Annotated in this window: 16 protein-coding genes; 5 read left to right on the forward strand and 11 right to left on the reverse strand. The window is 68.4% G+C overall.

Annotated features, from left to right (window positions below; all coding sequences use genetic code 11):
* Nucleotides 1–352: 352 nt before the first annotated feature.
* The 3 genes from AOM45_RS34080 to AOM45_RS34090 are packed head-to-tail and all read right to left on the reverse strand — an operon-like array spanning nt 353 to nt 3185.
* Nucleotides 353–1150: an ABC transporter ATP-binding protein gene (locus tag AOM45_RS34080; protein ID WP_030471046.1), complete on the reverse strand. Its 798-nt coding sequence runs from the start codon at nt 1148–1150 to the stop codon at nt 353–355.
* Entirely contained in the window at nt 1147–2193 is a 1047-nt protein-coding gene (locus AOM45_RS34085; RefSeq protein WP_030471047.1) for a FecCD family ABC transporter permease, read from the reverse strand. Before AOM45_RS34085 ends, AOM45_RS34080 begins: the two co-directional genes overlap by 4 nt.
* Nucleotides 2190–3185, reverse strand: a complete 996-nt coding sequence (locus AOM45_RS34090) for a FecCD family ABC transporter permease (protein WP_030471048.1) — start codon at nt 3183–3185, stop codon at nt 2190–2192. Before AOM45_RS34090 ends, AOM45_RS34085 begins: the two co-directional genes overlap by 4 nt.
* Nucleotides 3186–3276: 91 nt before the next feature.
* Here AOM45_RS34090 and AOM45_RS34095 point away from each other — a divergent pair, with 91 nt between their 5' ends.
* Nucleotides 3277–4227 carry an ABC transporter substrate-binding protein gene (locus AOM45_RS34095; RefSeq protein ID WP_051784282.1) on the forward strand — a complete coding sequence of 317 codons (951 nt, stop codon included), beginning with the start codon at nt 3277–3279 and terminating at the stop codon, nt 4225–4227.
* 146 nt (nt 4228–4373) lie between these two features.
* On the opposite strand, the gene AOM45_RS34100 is transcribed toward AOM45_RS34095, so the two are convergent.
* Nucleotides 4374–4721, reverse strand: a complete 348-nt coding sequence (locus AOM45_RS34100) for a histone-like nucleoid-structuring protein Lsr2 (RefSeq protein ID WP_030471050.1) — start codon at nt 4719–4721, stop codon at nt 4374–4376.
* Between the two features lie 115 nt (nt 4722–4836).
* A complete protein-coding gene (lysS, locus tag AOM45_RS34105) occupies nt 4837–6291 on the reverse strand; it encodes a lysine--tRNA ligase (protein ID WP_051784293.1) in 1455 nt (484 codons plus the stop codon).
* 136 nt (nt 6292–6427) lie between these two features.
* Between lysS and AOM45_RS34110 the strand changes: the two genes are divergently transcribed.
* A complete protein-coding gene (locus AOM45_RS34110; RefSeq protein WP_030471052.1) occupies nt 6428–7183 on the forward strand; it encodes a class I SAM-dependent methyltransferase in 756 nt (251 codons plus the stop codon).
* Here the strand turns inward: AOM45_RS34110 and AOM45_RS34115 are convergent.
* From AOM45_RS34115 to AOM45_RS34135, 5 genes are all read right to left on the reverse strand, one after another.
* Entirely contained in the window at nt 7173–7964 is a 792-nt protein-coding gene (locus AOM45_RS34115; RefSeq protein WP_030471053.1) for a type III pantothenate kinase, read from the reverse strand. The genes AOM45_RS34110 and AOM45_RS34115 overlap by 11 nt on opposite strands.
* A gap of 11 nt (nt 7965–7975) precedes the next feature.
* Nucleotides 7976–8446, reverse strand: coding sequence for an aspartate 1-decarboxylase (gene panD, locus AOM45_RS34120; RefSeq protein ID WP_030471054.1), 471 nt, complete (start codon nt 8444–8446; stop codon nt 7976–7978).
* A gap of 10 nt (nt 8447–8456) precedes the next feature.
* Nucleotides 8457–9347 (reverse strand): pantoate--beta-alanine ligase, encoded by an 891-nt coding sequence (gene panC / locus AOM45_RS34125; protein ID WP_081902488.1) that lies wholly within the window; start codon nt 9345–9347, stop codon nt 8457–8459.
* Nucleotide 9348: 1 nt separating this feature from the next.
* Nucleotides 9349–10239 (reverse strand): Rossmann-like and DUF2520 domain-containing protein, encoded by an 891-nt coding sequence (locus tag AOM45_RS34130; protein ID WP_030471056.1) that lies wholly within the window; start codon nt 10237–10239, stop codon nt 9349–9351.
* 102 nt (nt 10240–10341) lie between these two features.
* The gene (locus AOM45_RS34135) at nt 10342–11445 is read right to left on the reverse strand and encodes a PrsW family intramembrane metalloprotease (protein ID WP_030471057.1); all 1104 of its coding nucleotides are present in this window, start codon (nt 11443–11445) and stop codon (nt 10342–10344) included.
* Nucleotides 11446–11565: 120 nt separating this feature from the next.
* Between AOM45_RS34135 and AOM45_RS34140 the strand changes: the two genes are divergently transcribed.
* The 3 genes from AOM45_RS34140 (at nt 11566) to AOM45_RS34150 (ending at nt 14633) form a co-directional block, all read left to right on the forward strand.
* The gene (locus tag AOM45_RS34140) at nt 11566–12480 is read left to right on the forward strand and encodes an SAM-dependent methyltransferase (protein WP_030471058.1); all 915 of its coding nucleotides are present in this window, start codon (nt 11566–11568) and stop codon (nt 12478–12480) included.
* Nucleotides 12481–12498: 18 nt separating this feature from the next.
* Nucleotides 12499–12921 (forward strand): DUF1203 domain-containing protein, encoded by a 423-nt coding sequence (locus AOM45_RS53880; RefSeq protein WP_030471059.1) that lies wholly within the window; start codon nt 12499–12501, stop codon nt 12919–12921.
* 632 nt (nt 12922–13553) lie between these two features.
* Nucleotides 13554–14633: an NADH-quinone oxidoreductase subunit D gene (locus tag AOM45_RS34150; RefSeq protein ID WP_030471060.1), complete on the forward strand. Its 1080-nt coding sequence runs from the start codon at nt 13554–13556 to the stop codon at nt 14631–14633.
* Between the two features lie 132 nt (nt 14634–14765).
* Here AOM45_RS34150 and AOM45_RS34155 read toward each other — a convergent pair.
* Nucleotides 14766–15490 (reverse strand): IS701 family transposase (locus AOM45_RS34155; protein ID WP_156249754.1); only part of this gene is annotated, 725 nt, incomplete at its 5' end.

Here is a 15490-nt window from a genome sequence, read left to right on the forward strand (position 1 = left end):
CGAGGCCGAAGGCGAGCAGTCCTTGCCCTAAACGCAAGGTTCCGGCGGTGTGGTCCCGTCACGAGTCGTGCCACAGCTCTTGTCGCGCCCGAGGGGAGAGGTCAAGTCGCACGCTTTTCGCGACTTGACCTCTCCCCTCGGGTGTGACCAGCTCCTGGCTCGACTTGGGACGGGACCACACCGCCCGAACCGCACCACCCACCCAACAGCAAGCCGCCCAACCCGACAGGCGTGCCATCAACCCGCAGACGGCGCTGGACAGGTCCTTGATCAGATTGGCGGGGTCTGGGGCAGCGCCCCAGAAATCTTGAAACAGGAACGGAACCCGCCCAACCCCAACCACCGCACCCACCTACGGCACCCGATGCCGAGACCCAACCGGCACCACCAACGGCGTCCCGGAAACCGGATCCTCAACAACCCGAGCATCCAACCCGAACACGTCCAACAACATCGACTCGGTCAGCACCTCCGACGGCGCTCCCTGAGCCACAATCCGCCCATCCCGCATGGCCACGACAACATCCGCATACCGAGCAGCCAGGTTCAGGTCGTGCAGCACCATCACGACAGTCCGCCCCATGGACGAGTGCAGCTCCTGCACCAGATCCAGCACATCGATCTGGTGCGCCAGGTCCAAATAGGTCGTCGGCTCATCCAGCAACAGAAGATCCGTGCCCTGGGCAAGAGCCATGGAGATCCAGGCCCGCTGCCGCTGCCCACCGGACAACTCGTCCACAGTCCGGTCGGCAAGATCCGAAATCCCGGTCATCTCCATCGCAGCCGAAACAGCCGCGGCATCATCAGACGACCACTGCCGGTACCAGGCCTGATGCGGATGCCGCCCCCGAGCCACCAGATCAGCCACAGTCAGCCCCTCAGGAGCAGACGGAGCCTGAGGCAGCAACCCGAGAACCTGAGCCACCTCCCGAGTGGGCATCCGATCAATCTGCTTGCCGTCCAACAGAACAGCCCCAGAACGAGCAGGCAACAACCGCCCCAACGCCCGCAGCAGCGTCGACTTCCCACACCCGTTCGGCCCGATCACCGCGGTCACGGTCCCGCCGACGATCGACAGGTCCAGGGTGTCGACGACCAGCCGCTCCCCGTACCCGACGCACAACGAAGAGGCCTCAAGCCGAACACTCATACCCGAGCCTCCCGACGACTACGGACCAGCAGATACATCAGATAGGGCGCCCCGAGCACGGCCGTGACCACCCCGACCGGCAGCTCGAGCCGATAGACCGTCCGCGCCACCAGATCCGACAACATGACCAGCACGCCGCCGACCACCACGGACCCGAACAACGGCGGCTGCGCGGTCCCCGCCAACCGCAAAGCGATCTGCGGCGTGGCAAGTGCGACGAACGCGATCGGCCCGGCCGCAGCGGTGGCCACCGACGCCAGCACGATCGCCACCACGATCAGCAGCGACCGCGCCAGGTTGACCCGAACCCCGAGCCCGCGCGAAGTCTCGTCCCCGAACTGCAGCGCCCCGAGCACGTGGCCGCCGATCAACGCCACCGGAACAAGCACCACCAGCGCGAGCGCGACCGGCACGACGTGCTCCCACCCGCGCCCGTTCAGCGACCCGGTGATCCACACCATCGCGCGCCCGGCGTCCTGCACGTCGCCGACGGTCAGCAGGTAGTGCGTGAAGTTGCCGGCCACCGCGGTGATGCCGATGCCGACCAGCACCATCCGGAAGCCCTCGATGCCCTGCCGCCACGCCAGCGCGTACACCAGCAGGCCCGCGACCAGACCACCCGCGAGACCGGCCAGCGGCAGCCCGATCGACGCCGCACCGCCGGTCACCACGCCCAGCGACCCGGCGAACGTGATCACCGAGACCGCTCCGGCGCCGGCGCCCCAGGTCACGCCGAGGATGTCCGGCGACGCCAGCGGGTTGCGCACGATCGCCTGGAAGATCGCACCGGAGAGCCCGAGCGCACCGCCGACGAGCAGACCCGTCAGCGCTCGCGGCATCCGCAGCTCCATCACCACGAACTGGTCGCGGCGCGTGCCTCCGCCCAGCAACGTGTCGACGACCTGCGACGCGGTCAGCGGGAAGTCGCCGATCATGATGTCCACGACCAGGACGACGGCCAGCAGCACCAGCGCGACCGCGACCATCACCAGCGGCCGCCGGCGCAGCTTGAACGAGGTCGCCCCGACCCTGAGCGCGGTCAAATCCTCACCAGCTTCTTGCGACGCACCAGGTAGATGAAGAAGGGCGCGCCGAGCAGCGCCAGCATCACGCCGACCTCCACCTCGGACGGACGAGCCACCACCCTGCCCACGACGTCGGCGAACAGCAGCAGGATCGCGCCCAGCACGGCGGAGAACGGCAGCAGCCAGCGGTAGTCCGGGCCGGTGAACGCGCGGGCGACGTGCGGCACCACGAGCCCGAGGAACCCGATGGGCCCGCACGCCGCGACAGCCCCGCCCACCAGCAGTGTGATCGCGAAGATGCCCAACGACCTCGTCGTCCCGACCCGCACGCCCAGCGACCGAGCCACGTCTTCGCCCAGCGACAACGCGTTGAGTCCCGGCGCGTTGAACGCCGCGAGGACGAGCCCGGCGACCAGGAACGGCAGCACCTGCGTCAGCACCGTCATGTCACGTCCCGCGATGGCGCCGACCTGCCAGAACCGGAACGCGTCGAGCGACTGCTGGTCGAGCAGCACGATCGCCGACACCAGACCGTGCATCAGCGCGGAGACCGCGGCACCGGCCAGCGCCAGCGTCACCGGTGACGGCCCTCCCCGCCCGGCGGACCCGAGCAGGAACACCACCACGCTCGCGATCATCGCGCCGGCGAACGCGAACCAGATGTAGCCGACCAGCGACGAGACGCCGAACAGGAAGATCGAGAGCACGACCGCCAGCGCGGCGCCGTGCGTGACGCCGAGGATGCCGGGGTCGGCCAGCGGGTTGCGCGTGTGGCCCTGCATCAGCGCTCCGCCGACGCCGAGCGCGACGCCCACCGCGATGCCGATCAACGTCCGGGGGATCCGCAACTGGCGGATCACCACGTCGTCCTCGACGCCGGTCGGTGTGAAGAGGCCGTGCCAGACCCCGGACAACGGGATCTCCTTGGAGCCGATCGCGATGCTCGCCAGACACACCGCGACCAGCGCGAGCAGCAGGAAGAGCAGGCCGACCAACCTCTTACGGCCCAACGCCCACCCCTCCAAATGCCCGACTTGTGCTCACGGAAGCCAGGTAAGCCTAACCGAATTTCTGGAGTCACCGATGCGAAGAACAGCTCTGATGAGTGTGGCGCTACTCGCGCTCACCGCCTGTGGTCAGGCGACCACGACGAGCCCGAGTGCGCCCGCCGACCAGGGCTGGACGCCGGTGACGATCGAGCACGCCATGGGCAGGACCGAGATCAAGGACCGGCCGAAGAGGATCGCCGCGCTCGACAGCAGCTACGTCGACGCCGCGCTCGCGCTGGAGACCGAGGTCGTCGCGTACACCCGCTACCGCACCGACGGCCTGCCGGACTACCTGGCGCAGGACGCGGCCGAGTACGCGAAGAACGCCAAGGCCGTCGGTGAGCTGGCCAGCCCGAACCTCGAGGAGCTCGCCACGATCGGCCCTGACCTGATCGTGTCCGCGAAGGTCAGGCACGAGCAGATCTACGACAAGCTGTCCAAGATCGGCCCCACGGTGTTCAGCGTGACGACCGGGCCGACGTGGAAGGACAACATCCGCCTGCTCGGCAAGGCGCTGGGCAAGGAGCAACTCGCCAACGAGAAGATCGCCGCCTACGAGGCGCGGGCCAAGAAGGTCGGCGACGCCATCCGCGCCAAGGCCGGCCACAACCCGTCGATCTCACTGGCCCGGTTCGTCGCCGGTGAGCAGACCGTGCGGCTCTACACGGAGAAGTCGTTCCCCGGCGGCGTCCTGTTCGCCGACGCGGGCCTCGCGAGGCCTCAGGGCCAGCCGACCTCGGACAAGATCGCCGTCGACCTCAGCCAGGAGCAGATCTCCTCGCTCGACGCCGAACGGATCCTCGTCTCCGCCTGGACCGATCCGAAGGGCGAAACCGAGAAGATCAAGCAACAATATTTGGCCAACCCGTTGTGGGGTCAACTGAAAGGCCAGAAGCAGGACATCTCCGATGTCGTTTGGGTCTCATCGGTCAGCCTTCAGGGCGCGCACGCGATGCTCGACGACCTCGCGAAGGGTTTCGGCGTCGATCCGGCGCGTAGTTGAACAGTCACATAAAAACACGCCCGGGGGTTCGGGGATCTCCCCGAAAAGCACTGCGGGCCACAGCGAAGGTGCGCAGCACCGAGCAATGTGGCCCGCCTCGGGGTTCCGGGACGATTCCCGGAACCCCTTCGTGTTTTACCGAATTTTCAGCCCTGCTGGTGGTACGCGTCGAGCACCTCGGCCGGGATGCGGCCGCGATCCGACACCTTCATGCCCTGCTTGCGGGCCCACTCGCGAATGGCCTGGTTCTGCTCACGATCCGCTGATGCCGGACGTGCCTTCACACCGGCAGGACGACCAGGTCCAACGCGCTTGCGGCCACCCGCACGACGTGCACTTCCGACGAAGTCGGCAAGAGCGTCCCGCAGTTTGCCCGCATTGCCCGAGGAAAGGTCGATCGTGTAGCTGACCCCATCCAGTCCGAACTCGACGGTCTCCTCAGCGGTGGAACCGTCCAGATCGTCGACGAGGGTCACCGTGACCTTCTGCGCCATGCGTATCCTCCTGGACCCCGAATGCGCGGTCACCCGCGTCGCCAACTAAAGCCTTCTGCGAGGCAGGTTAGCGCACGGGTGCCACATTGCACCTATCGACATCCCGGAAAGTTACTCATTCAGGGCGAACGAGCGGGAACAAGATGGTCTCCCTGATACCCAGGCCGGTGAGGGCCATCAGCAGCCGATCGATACCCATTCCGACACCACCACTCGGTGGCATTCCGTACTCCAGTGATCGCAGAAAGTCCTCATCGATCGGCATGGCCTCGACGTCACCGGCCGCGGCAAGCCGCGCCTGCGCTTCGAGACGTTCCCGTTCGATCACCGGGTCCACCAGTTCGGAGTAACCGGTTCCGAGTTCGAATCCGCGGACGTACAGATCCCACTTTTCGGCGACACCTGGCTTGGTGCGGTGCTGCCTGGTCAGCGGGGACGTCTCCACCGGGTAGTCGCGCACGAACGTCGGGGCGTAGAGCGAGTCGCACACCAGGTGCTCCCACAGCTCCTCGACCAGCTTGCCGTGCCCGAACTTCGGGTTGACCTCGAGTTCGTGCCGGTCGCAAAGCTTGCGCAGCACCTCGGCAGGCGTCTCGGGGGTGATTTCCTCACCGACCGCTCCGGACAACGACTCGTAGATGCTGAGCGTCGTCCATTCACCCGAGAGGTCGTACTCGCTGCCGTCCGCCAACGTGACGATCTGAGAACCGGTCACCGCTTCCGCGGCTTCCTGGATCAGCTCGCGGGTGAGTACGGCGTTCGAGTCGTACGTCGCGTACGCCTCGTAGTACTCCAGCATCGAAAACTCGGGCGAATGCGACGAGTCCACGCCCTCGTTGCGGAAGTTCCGGTTGATCTCGAAGACCTTCTCGATGCCACCGACCACGCAGCGCTTCAAGTACAGCTCGGGTGCGATGCGGAGGTACAGATCGATGTCGAGCGCGTTCGAGTGCGTGATGAACGGACGCGCGCTCGCACCACCCTGCAGCGTCTGCAACATCGGCGTCTCGACTTCGAGGAATCCGCGCCGGTGGAACGAGTCGCGCAGTGAACGAACCACGTTCGCACGGGTCCGAACAGTGTCGCGAGCGGTCGGCCGCAGGATCAGGTCGACGTAACGCTGGCGAATGCGGGTTTCCTCGCCGAGTTCCTTGTGCGCGACCGGCAACGGGCGCAGCGACTTCGACGTCAGCTGCCACGCGTCGGCCATCACGGAAAGCTCACCGCGGCGCGAGCTGATGACCTCGCCGTGGATGAAAACGTGGTCACCGAGGTCGACGTCGGTCTTCCACTCGGAAAGCGCTTCTTCACCCACACCGGCGAGGCTCAGCATCGCCTGCAGTTCGGTGCCGTCGCCTTCGCGCAACGTCGCGAAGCACAGCTTTCCGGTGTTGCGCATGAACATCACGCGCCCGGTCACACCGACGAGCTCGCCGGTCTGCGTGTCGGGTTCGAGTTCGGGATGCGCGTCGCGAATCTCGCGCAACGTGTGCGTGCGCGCGACTTCGACGGGATACGGCTCCTTGCCGGAAGCGAGCAGCCGCGCACGCTTCTCCCGGCGCACGCGCATCTGCTCTGGCAGGTCTTCTTCGCTGGTCACGAGGTTTTGCTTCGGCTGCTCACTCACGCGGAGAAGGGTACGGAAGTGCTCGAGGGCGAGGCGAACCGGATACCTCTCCGGATTCCCGACACCCTAAGTTGGACGGATGGATCTACACGCGAGGCGAGCGGACTCGTTCGGCGCGCAGGCCGAGGCCTACGCCGAACACCGGCCTGACTATCCCGTGGCGGCGATCCGGTGGGCCTTGGAGCCCCTGGGCACATCCGAGCGTTTAGACGTCATGGACCTCGCCGCCGGCACCGGCAAGCTGACGTCGGTCCTGGTGGCGGAAGGCCACCGGGTGACAGCCGTGGAGCCCAACGAGCAGATGCTGTCCGAGCTGGTGCGCCGCGTGCACGACGTGCGCGCGCTGCCGGGCCACGCCGAGCACATCCCGGTTCCGGACCAGACCATCGACGCCGTGCTGGTCGGCACCGCGTTCCACTGGTTCGACCAGGAGAGGGCGCTGCCGGAGATCGCCAGGGTGCTGCGCCCCGGTGGCGTCGTCGCGGCGATGTGGAACGAACACGCCCGGGACGTCGAGTGGCTGGCCGAGTTCGAGCGGTTGTCGGCCACGAGCGTCGAATCGCAGCACCAGGACCCCACGGGCGTCATGACGAGTTCGTCGTTCAGCCCGATCGAGACCAGGACGTTCCCACACGCGCACCGCAGGGACTCGCCGGAAGCGCTCGTCGCCACCGTCAACACGCATTCGCGGATGCTGGTCGTCAGCGACGAGGAGCGGGCCGAGATCAACGAGAAGATGCTCGCCTTCCTCCGCTCGCGGCCGGAGACGTCGAACGGACCGTTCGACGTCCCCCTGCGCACGGAGGTCTTCCGGGCGGTGCGCCTCAGCGAGTAGACATGTTGCGCTCGAAGACGAGCCGCAACCCCAGCAGGGTCAGGTCGGGCACGTGGTGCGCGATCGTCGACGACTCCGAGACGACCAGTGGAGCGAGCCCGCCCGTGGCGATCACCGTCACGGGGCCGGGGTCGGTCTGCTGGAGCTCCTCGGTGATCTTGCGCACCAGCCCGTCCACCTGCCCGACGAACCCGTAGACGATGCCGGACTGCAGGCACTCCACGGTGTTCTTGCCGATCACGTTGCGCGGCCTGACCAGCTCGACCTTGCGCAGCTGGGCGGCGCGCGCGGCCAGGGCGTCGACCGAGATCTCGATGCCGGGTGCCAGCGCACCGCCGAGGAACTCGCCGCGCGACGAGATCACGTCGAGGTTCGTGGACGTGCCGAAGTCGACGACGATGCACGAGGTCGAGTAGAGGTGGTGCGCGGCCAGCGTGTTGATCACGCGGTCCGAACCCACCTCCTTCGGGTTGTCGACGAGCAGCGGCACACCGGTCTTCACGCCCGGCTCCACCAGCACCTTCGGCACGGTGTCGTAGTAGCGGCCGAGCATGACCCGCAGCTCGCGCAGCACCGCGGGCACGGTGGACAGCGCGGAGATGCCGGTGATCTTGTCGGCGTACTCGCCGAGCAGGCCGCGCATGGTCAGCGCGAGCTCGTCGGCGGTCATGCGCGCGTCGGTGCGCATCCGCCAGTCGCGCACGAGCGGGGCCGTGTCGCCGACCCCGTCGTACAGGCCGAGCACGATGTTGGTGTTGCCGACGTCGATGGCGAGCAGCACGGTGCGTTTCCTCAGTTCTCGGCTTGGATCAGCGCGTCGAGCGCGGTCGCCTCAACGGTCTCGGACGAAGGCGCGCTCGTGGAGCCGTTCACCAGACCGGAGCCCTCGGGGGCGTGCGCGGGGTCCGCACCGAGGTCGACGACCTTGTTGTCGGCGTCCACGAAGACGACCCGCGGCTGGTAGGTGCGGGACTCGGCGTCGTCCATCTGCCCGTAGGCGATGAGGATGACGATGTCGCCGGGGTGCACGAGGTGCGCCGCCGCGCCGTTGATGCCCAGCACGCCGGACCCGCGCTCGCCGGGGATGACGTAGGTCTCCAGGCGCGCGCCGTTGGTGACGTCGACGATGGCGACCTGCTCGCCCGCCAGCAGGTCGGCGGCCTCCATCAGGTCCTCGTCCACCGTCACCGAGCCGACGTAGTGCAGGTCCGCCTGCGTCACGGTGGCGCGGTGGATCTTGGACTTCAGCATCGTGCGGAACATGTCATTCCCCCTACTCGTCGCCTTCGCCGAGCAACACCGCGATGTTGTCGATCAGACGGGTGGAACCGACCCTGGCCGCCACGAGCAGCCTGGCGTCGCCGTTCTCCGGTGCGGGACCGAGGTCGACCCCGCGCAGCTCCAGGTAGTCCAGTTCGACCTCGGGCACCTGCGCGAGGACGTCGTGCGCGGCCTTGAGCACCGCGTCCGCGCCCTGCGACGACACGTGCGCACCGGCGGTGAGCGCGGCCGACAGCGTCACGGCGTGGTGGCGCTGCTCCGGCGTCAGGTAGGCGTTGCGGGACGACAGCGCGAGGCCGTCGTGCTCGCGCACGGTCGGCACGCCGACGACGTCGAGCGGGAAGTTCAGGTCGCGCGCCATCTTGTGGATGAGCTGCAGCTGTTGGTAGTCCTTCTGCCCGAACACCGCGTACGTGGGCTGCACGATGTTGAACAGCTTCGACACCACGGTCAGCACGCCGGCGAAGTGACCGGGGCGGGACGCGCCCTCCAGCTCGTCGCCCAGCGGGCCGGGGTGCACGGTGACCTGCGCGCCCTCGGGGTACATGTCCTCGACGGACGGCGCGAAGACCAGCCCCACGCGCTCCTCGCGGCAGATGTCCAGGTCGGACTCGAACTGCCGCGGGTACTTCGCGAGGTCCTCGTTCGGCCCGAACTGCAACGGGTTCACGAAGATCGACACCACGATCACCGTGTTCTGCATGACCTGCGCCTCGCGGATCAGCTGCCGGTGGCCCGCGTGCAGGGCGCCCATCGTGGGCACGAGCGCGACGTTGCGGCCGGCGTTGCGCAGCGCCCTGACCACGCGGTTGATCCGCTGCGGGTCGCGGTGCACCGTGACGTCGTCCGGGCGGTAGTCGTCCTTGGTCAATGGCTTGGTCACGTCAGTCCTCAAGAGTGGTGCGAACGTCGTCGGCCGCGTCGGGCTTGAGCAGCCCGGAGCGTTCGGCCCGGTCGGCGGTGCGCCGGGCCAGCACGCGGTAGCTGGGCAGGGTCTCGGGCGCCTGCTCGGCCAGCACGCCGAGGTGCTTGCGCAAGGTACCCGTGTCGCCTCGCGCGACCGGACCGGTGAGGGCCCGGTCGCCGTGGCGCAGCGCGTTGTCGAGCGCGGCGGACAGCAACGGGCCGAGCAGGCGTTCGGCGTTGGCGACGCCGGCGTTCGTGAGCAGGTCGGCGGCGTCGCGGACCAGCGTGATCAGGTGGTTCGCGCCGTGGGCCAGTGCCGCGTGGTAGAGCGGGCGGACGGCCTCCGGCACCCGGACCGGCTCGGCGTCCATCTCCACGACCAGCGCCTCACCGACGCTCCACGCGACCTCGTCACCGTCCGCGGCCGTGACGCCGACGCACGCGGAGCTCATCCGCTGGAGGTCCTCGGGGCGGCCGGTGAACGTCATGACGGGGTGCAGGGCGAGGGTGAGCGCACCGAGCTGGGCAGCGGGTTCGAGAACCTTGACGCCCTGAGCGCCGCTGGTGTGCACGACGATCTGGCCCGCGCGCAGACTTTCGGTGGCGATCAGGCCCTTGACCAGGCCTTCCAGCTCGTCGTCCGGCACGGCCAGCAGCACGAGGTCAGCGCGTTGAGCGACTTCGGTCGGGTCCTCGACCGGGACACCGGGCAGCAGCTCCTCCGCGCGGTTGCGGGAGGCCTGGGAGACGGCGGACGTGCCGACCACCACGTGGCCCGTCCTGGCCAGCGCGGCGCCCAGCACCGAGCCGACCCGGCCTGCCGAGATGACACCGACGGCGAGCCTGGCCGGACGTGGGGTCGCGTCCATGCGACTAACTCCTTCTGACGTTCCAGTCCCAGGTGCGGGTACCAGACGACGCCGCCGAGGGTAATCCGCACTTCCCGGCCTGTACCCGGTCGGTGACGGGACTCACCGGCGCGCGGCGGCCCTGGCGGCGTGCAGGGTGTCGAGCAGCACCCCGTGGCGTTGCTCGGCGCTCTGGCCCGCCGTTCCCTGTTCGATGCGGTGCCGCAGGAAGGCCAGCTCGGTGACGGCGATCTGGTAGCTCTTCACGGCCCTGACCGCCGAGTCACCGGACTTGCGCTTGACCGCCCGCAGCCAGTTCCTGCGCCCGTTGAGGCTGGCCAGCAGGGCCACCTCGCTGGTGGCGATCCACCGGTTCTGCGCCATCGCGGCGAGCTGCCCCGCGACTATCCGCTGCTCCCGACGCCGTTGCCAGACCACGATCGCGACCGCTCCCGCGAACACCGGCACCATGATCAGGAAGTACAGGTTGATGAAGTCCGACCCGGTGCCGACGGTCGTCGAGAAGTTCCAGAGCGAGTGCAGCCCGACCGCGGTGAGGTACCCGCCGATCGGCGCGAAGATCCGGACCGTGGCGTTGCTGGTGCTCGCCGCGATGCCGACGCCGATACCGGTCATGGCCGTGAACAGCGGGTGCGCGAACGGCGACAGCACCCCGCGCAGCACGAACAGGGCGATCACGCCGCCGCCCATGTTGCCGAGCCCGTTCTCGAGGAAGACGCGGCCGAAGTACCAGATGTTCTCGGTGAACGCGAAGCCCGCGGCCGTGATGCCCGCGTAGACCATGCCGTCCACGACCCCGTCGAACTCGTGGCGTCGCCGGAGGAACACCGCGAGCAGGAACACGGCCTTGGTCGCCTCCTCGACGATCGGCGCCCCGACCACAGCCGTGAACGTCGTGCCGTCGTTCGTGAGGAGGTCGCCGAGCACCCGCGCGGTCTGGTTGAACGCGAGCGAACTGATCGTCGCCCCGCAAGCACCCCACACGAACGCGAAGAGCAGCATCTTCGCGGGCTCCGGCTCCCACCGGTCGATCCACAGGAACGCGCTCACCACGAACGCGACGGGAATCAACGCCGCGGCGGCGCCGACCAGCAACGGCTCGATGCCGATGCTCGACGTGCCGAGCGCGAACAGCACCAGGCCCGCCGCGGCGAGCGCGATGAGCGCCACGACGGGGAACAGGACGGTCCAGCGGCGCTGCTCGATGCGCTTCTTCGTCGGTGCCGGCGTCGGCGTTGACGTCGATGCTGGCGTCGGCGTCGGCACCGTTGGTGGCGTCGGCGTGTGGTCGTTCACGGGAAATGACCTTAGAGGCACACTTGTCCGGTGTTCGACTGGGAAGCCGCTTGGCACGCCGCCCTGTACGGCCCGTCGGGCTTCTTCGCACGCGGTGAGAAGCCTTCCGCGCACTTCCGCACGTCACCAGTGGTGGGACCGGAACTGGCCGCGGCGCTTCTCGAGCTGTTGTCGCGCGTGGACGCGGCCCTCGGATTTCCCCCGGTAGTGGACTTCGTGGACGTCGGCGCAGGAGGCGGCGAACTGGCCTTCGCAGTCCGCTCCCTGGCCTCGGGCTCGCTGGCCTCCCGGCTGCGCGTGACGGCCGTCGAACTGGGCCCACCCGTTGAACTGCCTGGAGTTCACTGGACTTCTTCGGTGCCTTCGTGCGTCGGGCTGCTGGTCGGGCACGAGTGGCTCGACTCGATCCCGTGCCCGGTGGTGACCGGACCTTCTGCCGACCCGTGGATCACCCGGTGGTGGCCTTCCCTCCGTCCCGGTGAGCAGGCGGAGGTGGGCGCTCCACGTGACGCCGCCTGGGCCTCCGCCGTGTCGTCGGTGCGCGGCGCGGCCCTGGCGATCGACTACGGCCACCTCGTGTCGTCCCGCCGCTTCACCCTGACCGGCTACCGGAACGGGCGCCAGGTGCCGCCGGTGTTCGACGGTTCGTGCGACATCACGGCCCACGTGGCCTTCGACTCGTGCGCGGCGGCGGCCGGCGGACCGTTCGTGCTGGTGTCGCAACGGGACGCGCTGGCCGCTCTCGGGGTGACCGGTGACGTTTCCGGGTCCGGGTGGGAGTGGCTGGAGTCGGCGGCTCGGGCCGGGCGGGTTGCCGAGCTGCGTGATCCTCGCGGGCTGGGTTCGTTCGGCTGGTTGTTGCACGGGTGCGGGGTGGCGGTTTCGGACCTGCTGCCCGAGTTGCCGCCCTGGCGTCCGAATCCCGCCAGCTTTTCCGTGGTCTGACGACGATCGTTCTGCGGTATGCGAATCCACAACGTTCTGCCTTCCGCCGCTCTGTCCGACCCCGGCCGGGAGTACCGGAGTTCTGAGCCCGGCGTGCCTTTGCGGTGCTGCCTGCGGAAGTCGCTGGCCGATGAGCCGGTGTGGTTGTTCCGGTACTCGCCGTCGTTCGGGAATGGGCCTTATTCGGAGGTCGGGCCGGTCTTCACGCACGTGGAGTGCGCGGGGGCGCCTTCGTTGGATCGTCTCCCTGTTGAATTGTTGAACAATCCCCGGATTCTACGTTCCTACAACGCTGCAGGTCAGATCGTGGATGGGGAGGTGGTGGAGCCTGGATCGTTCGATCGTGTGATCGAAGGATTGTTCAACGATCCTTCGATTGAGGCGGTGCAGGTGCGGAGCTTGTCGCACGGGTGCTTCTACTTCGGCGTGACGAGGGCTTGATCGCCTCGCCTGAATGAGTGAGTTGGGGCGAGTGGGTGGGGTGGGCCGCCTGGGGCTGGCCGGCGGGGCCGGGCGTCCGAGGCTGGCCGCCTGGGGCTGGCCGCCTGGGGCCGGGCGCCTGGGCGTGGGCGCCAGGGGTTCAGCGGCTAGGGCGGGCAGCTGGACGAGACTCTGGGGTTCAGCGGTTGGGCGATGTGAGCGGTCCAGCGAGGTTGCGCGGTCCAGCGAGGACGCGAGCAGCCGGGTTGAGCTACGCGGTGAACTCGTGAGCGGCCGGGGTTGAGCGGCGCCGTGAGAGCTCAGGCGTTGAGCGGCGCGGCGAAGGCGTGAGCGACAGACCCGGGGCGATCTGAAGGCGGCACGCCCAGGTGTGAGGCATCTGGCGAGCCCGGCAAGATGCGAGGGACCCCGACCGGCCCGCCACCGTGTGAGCCGCGGGGACCAGCCCTGCGCGCACCAGGCTCGAGCCACATCGATCGGGTCGGCCACGAACCGGGCCCATCAGAAACGCAAGCCGCACCACCAACCCACGCGCCCCCACACCGCGACGAGCCGCACCCGAGCACCCCACCCGCCCACCAGGCCGTGAACCGCGTCCGAGCGACTTCCCGGCTCCGTGAAACCATGCTCCGGTGAGCGAGCAGATCACCGTCGGCGTAGGAGCAGGCGCCCAGTACCTGGGCGTGGACCGCGTGATCGACCTGGGGCCACTTCACCCGTCGGCCCACGGCGCCTACCGTCTTCGACTGACGGTCACCCCCGACCTGGTGATCACCGCTGCCGAGCCTCTCGTCGGGCACCTGCACCGCGGGGCCGAGAAGCTCTTCGAGGTTCGCGACTACCGGCAGGTGCTGACGCTGGCCAATCGGCACGACTGGCTTTCCGCGTTCTGCAACGAGCTTGCTGTCGCGTTGGCCGTCGAGCGCATGACGGGCATGGACGTTCCCGTGCGCGCCCAGTGGCTTCGCGCCCTGCTCTGCGAGCTCAACCGGCTGTTGGCGCACATGGTTTTCCTGACGCCGTTGGCGCCTGAGGCCGCCACCTACCGCGAGGGCGTCCAAGCACTCATGGAGGAGGCTTCCGGGGGCCGCATCCACTTCATGTTCAACCGGATCGGCGGCCTCCGCGAGGACGTGCCCGCGGGCTGGACGTCCAGGGCAGCCGACTTCTTGTCCACTGTGGACATCCCGCACGTCGACTTCGCCGAGCTGGAAGGCCTTGGGGTTCTGTCGCGCGAGGACGCGTTGGCGTACGGCGTCACCGGGCCGATCGGGCGGGCCAGCGGGGTGGACTTCGACCTGCGGCGCGACGATCCGCTGCCTGCGTACAAGGAGCTCGACTTCGCGCCCGTCGTGCGGACCGAGGGTGACGCTGCGGCGCGCGTGCGGTGTCTCCAGGACGAGATCCGGAAATCGGTCGAGTTGGCCAGGCAGTGCCTCGATCGTCTGCCGCAGGGGCCGGTGAACGTTCGGTTGCCCAAGGCCATCAAGGCTCCTGAGGGCTCGGTCTACACGCGTGTCGAGGCGCCGCTCGGCACGTCGGGGGTGCACCTGTCGTCGCGCGGTGAGAAGACGCCGTGGCGCCTCAAGCTGCGGACGTCGTCGTTCAACAACGTTCAGGCGCTTGGAGCGCTGTTGCCCGGCACCGAGGTCGACGACCTGCCGGCCGTGCTGAGCAGTTTCGCCGTCATCGTCGGCGACATCGACAAGTAGGGCTAGTAGTGCTTTGTTAGGTTAGTCGGTAGTTGTTGTGGCGTAGCGGTTTCACGGTTTGGTGGCAGGTCAGGCAGACGCCGGTCCAGGTCGCGAGGAGTAGTTGCAGTTCGCGGACGACCTTGTAGAGGGTCAGGCCGGCGCAGCCGCTTTTGGGTCTGCTCGCAGCAAGGTGAGGAACAGGTGCGCCGCCGTGACCAGGGTGACGTGGCGGTGCCAGCCCTGCCAGGAGCGGCCCTCGAAGTGGTCCAGGCCCAGGCCGGTCTTGAGTTCGCGGTAGTCGTGTTCGATCCGCCAGCGGATCTTGGCGTAGCGGATGAGGTCGGTGTGGCTGGTGTCGGCTGGGAGGCTGGAGAGCCAGTAGGTGACTGGTTCGGGTTCGTCGTCGGGCCATTGGGCGATCAGCCACCGCTCGGGCAGGATGCCGTCGTCGAGGTCGCGGGGGACGCGATGCCCGGCGGGCCGGACTCGCAGGAACACGAACTGTGAGGACAGTGCGCCTTTGCTGCCTTCGCGCCAGGTGACGGTGAGTGCGGCTTCGCGGCCAGCGGCGGCCACGTGCCGGGCCAGGCTGACCGGCTCGTCCGGGTAGACGGGCGTGTCAGCGGGCCGGCGGCCGCACCGGCCCGTCCCGGACCATTCCCGCACGGCGGGAACCGCCTCGCTGGTGTGCGCCAGGGCCTCGCCTTTGAGCTGCACGCTGTAGGCGATGTCCCGCTCGTCGAGCGCGGCGCGGAACTGGCCGTTGTCACCGTAACCGGCGTCCGCGACCAGCACGGGCGGCCGCAACCCCTGTTCGGCGAGTTCGTCGAGCATCTCGACAGCCAGCGTCCACTTCGGACGATGTCCTTCCTCGT

It is taken from the genome of Lentzea aerocolonigenes (genome assembly GCF_000974445.1).
Classification (GTDB): Bacteria; Actinomycetota; Actinomycetes; order Mycobacteriales; family Pseudonocardiaceae; genus Lentzea; species Lentzea aerocolonigenes.

Coding starts and splice junctions, on each gene's coding strand:
- AOM45_RS53880 (WP_030471059.1), top strand. CDS start 12,499: ATGCGAATCCACAACGTTCTGCCTTCCGCCGCTCTGTCCGACCCCGGC.
- AOM45_RS34095 (WP_051784282.1), top strand. CDS start 3,277: ATGAGTGTGGCGCTACTCGCGCTCACCGCCTGTGGTCAGGCGACCACG.
- AOM45_RS34130 (WP_030471056.1), bottom strand. CDS start 10,239: ATGGACGCGACCCCACGTCCGGCCAGGCTCGCCGTCGGTGTCATCTCG.
- lysS (WP_051784293.1), bottom strand. CDS start 6,291: ATGCGCGTGCGCCGGGAGAAGCGTGCGCGGCTGCTCGCTTCCGGCAAG.
- AOM45_RS34100 (WP_030471050.1), bottom strand. CDS start 4,721: ATGGCGCAGAAGGTCACGGTGACCCTCGTCGACGATCTGGACGGTTCC.
- AOM45_RS34080 (WP_030471046.1), bottom strand. CDS start 1,150: ATGAGTGTTCGGCTTGAGGCCTCTTCGTTGTGCGTCGGGTACGGGGAG.
- AOM45_RS34110 (WP_030471052.1), top strand. CDS start 6,428: ATGGATCTACACGCGAGGCGAGCGGACTCGTTCGGCGCGCAGGCCGAG.
- panD (WP_030471054.1), bottom strand. CDS start 8,446: ATGTTCCGCACGATGCTGAAGTCCAAGATCCACCGCGCCACCGTGACG.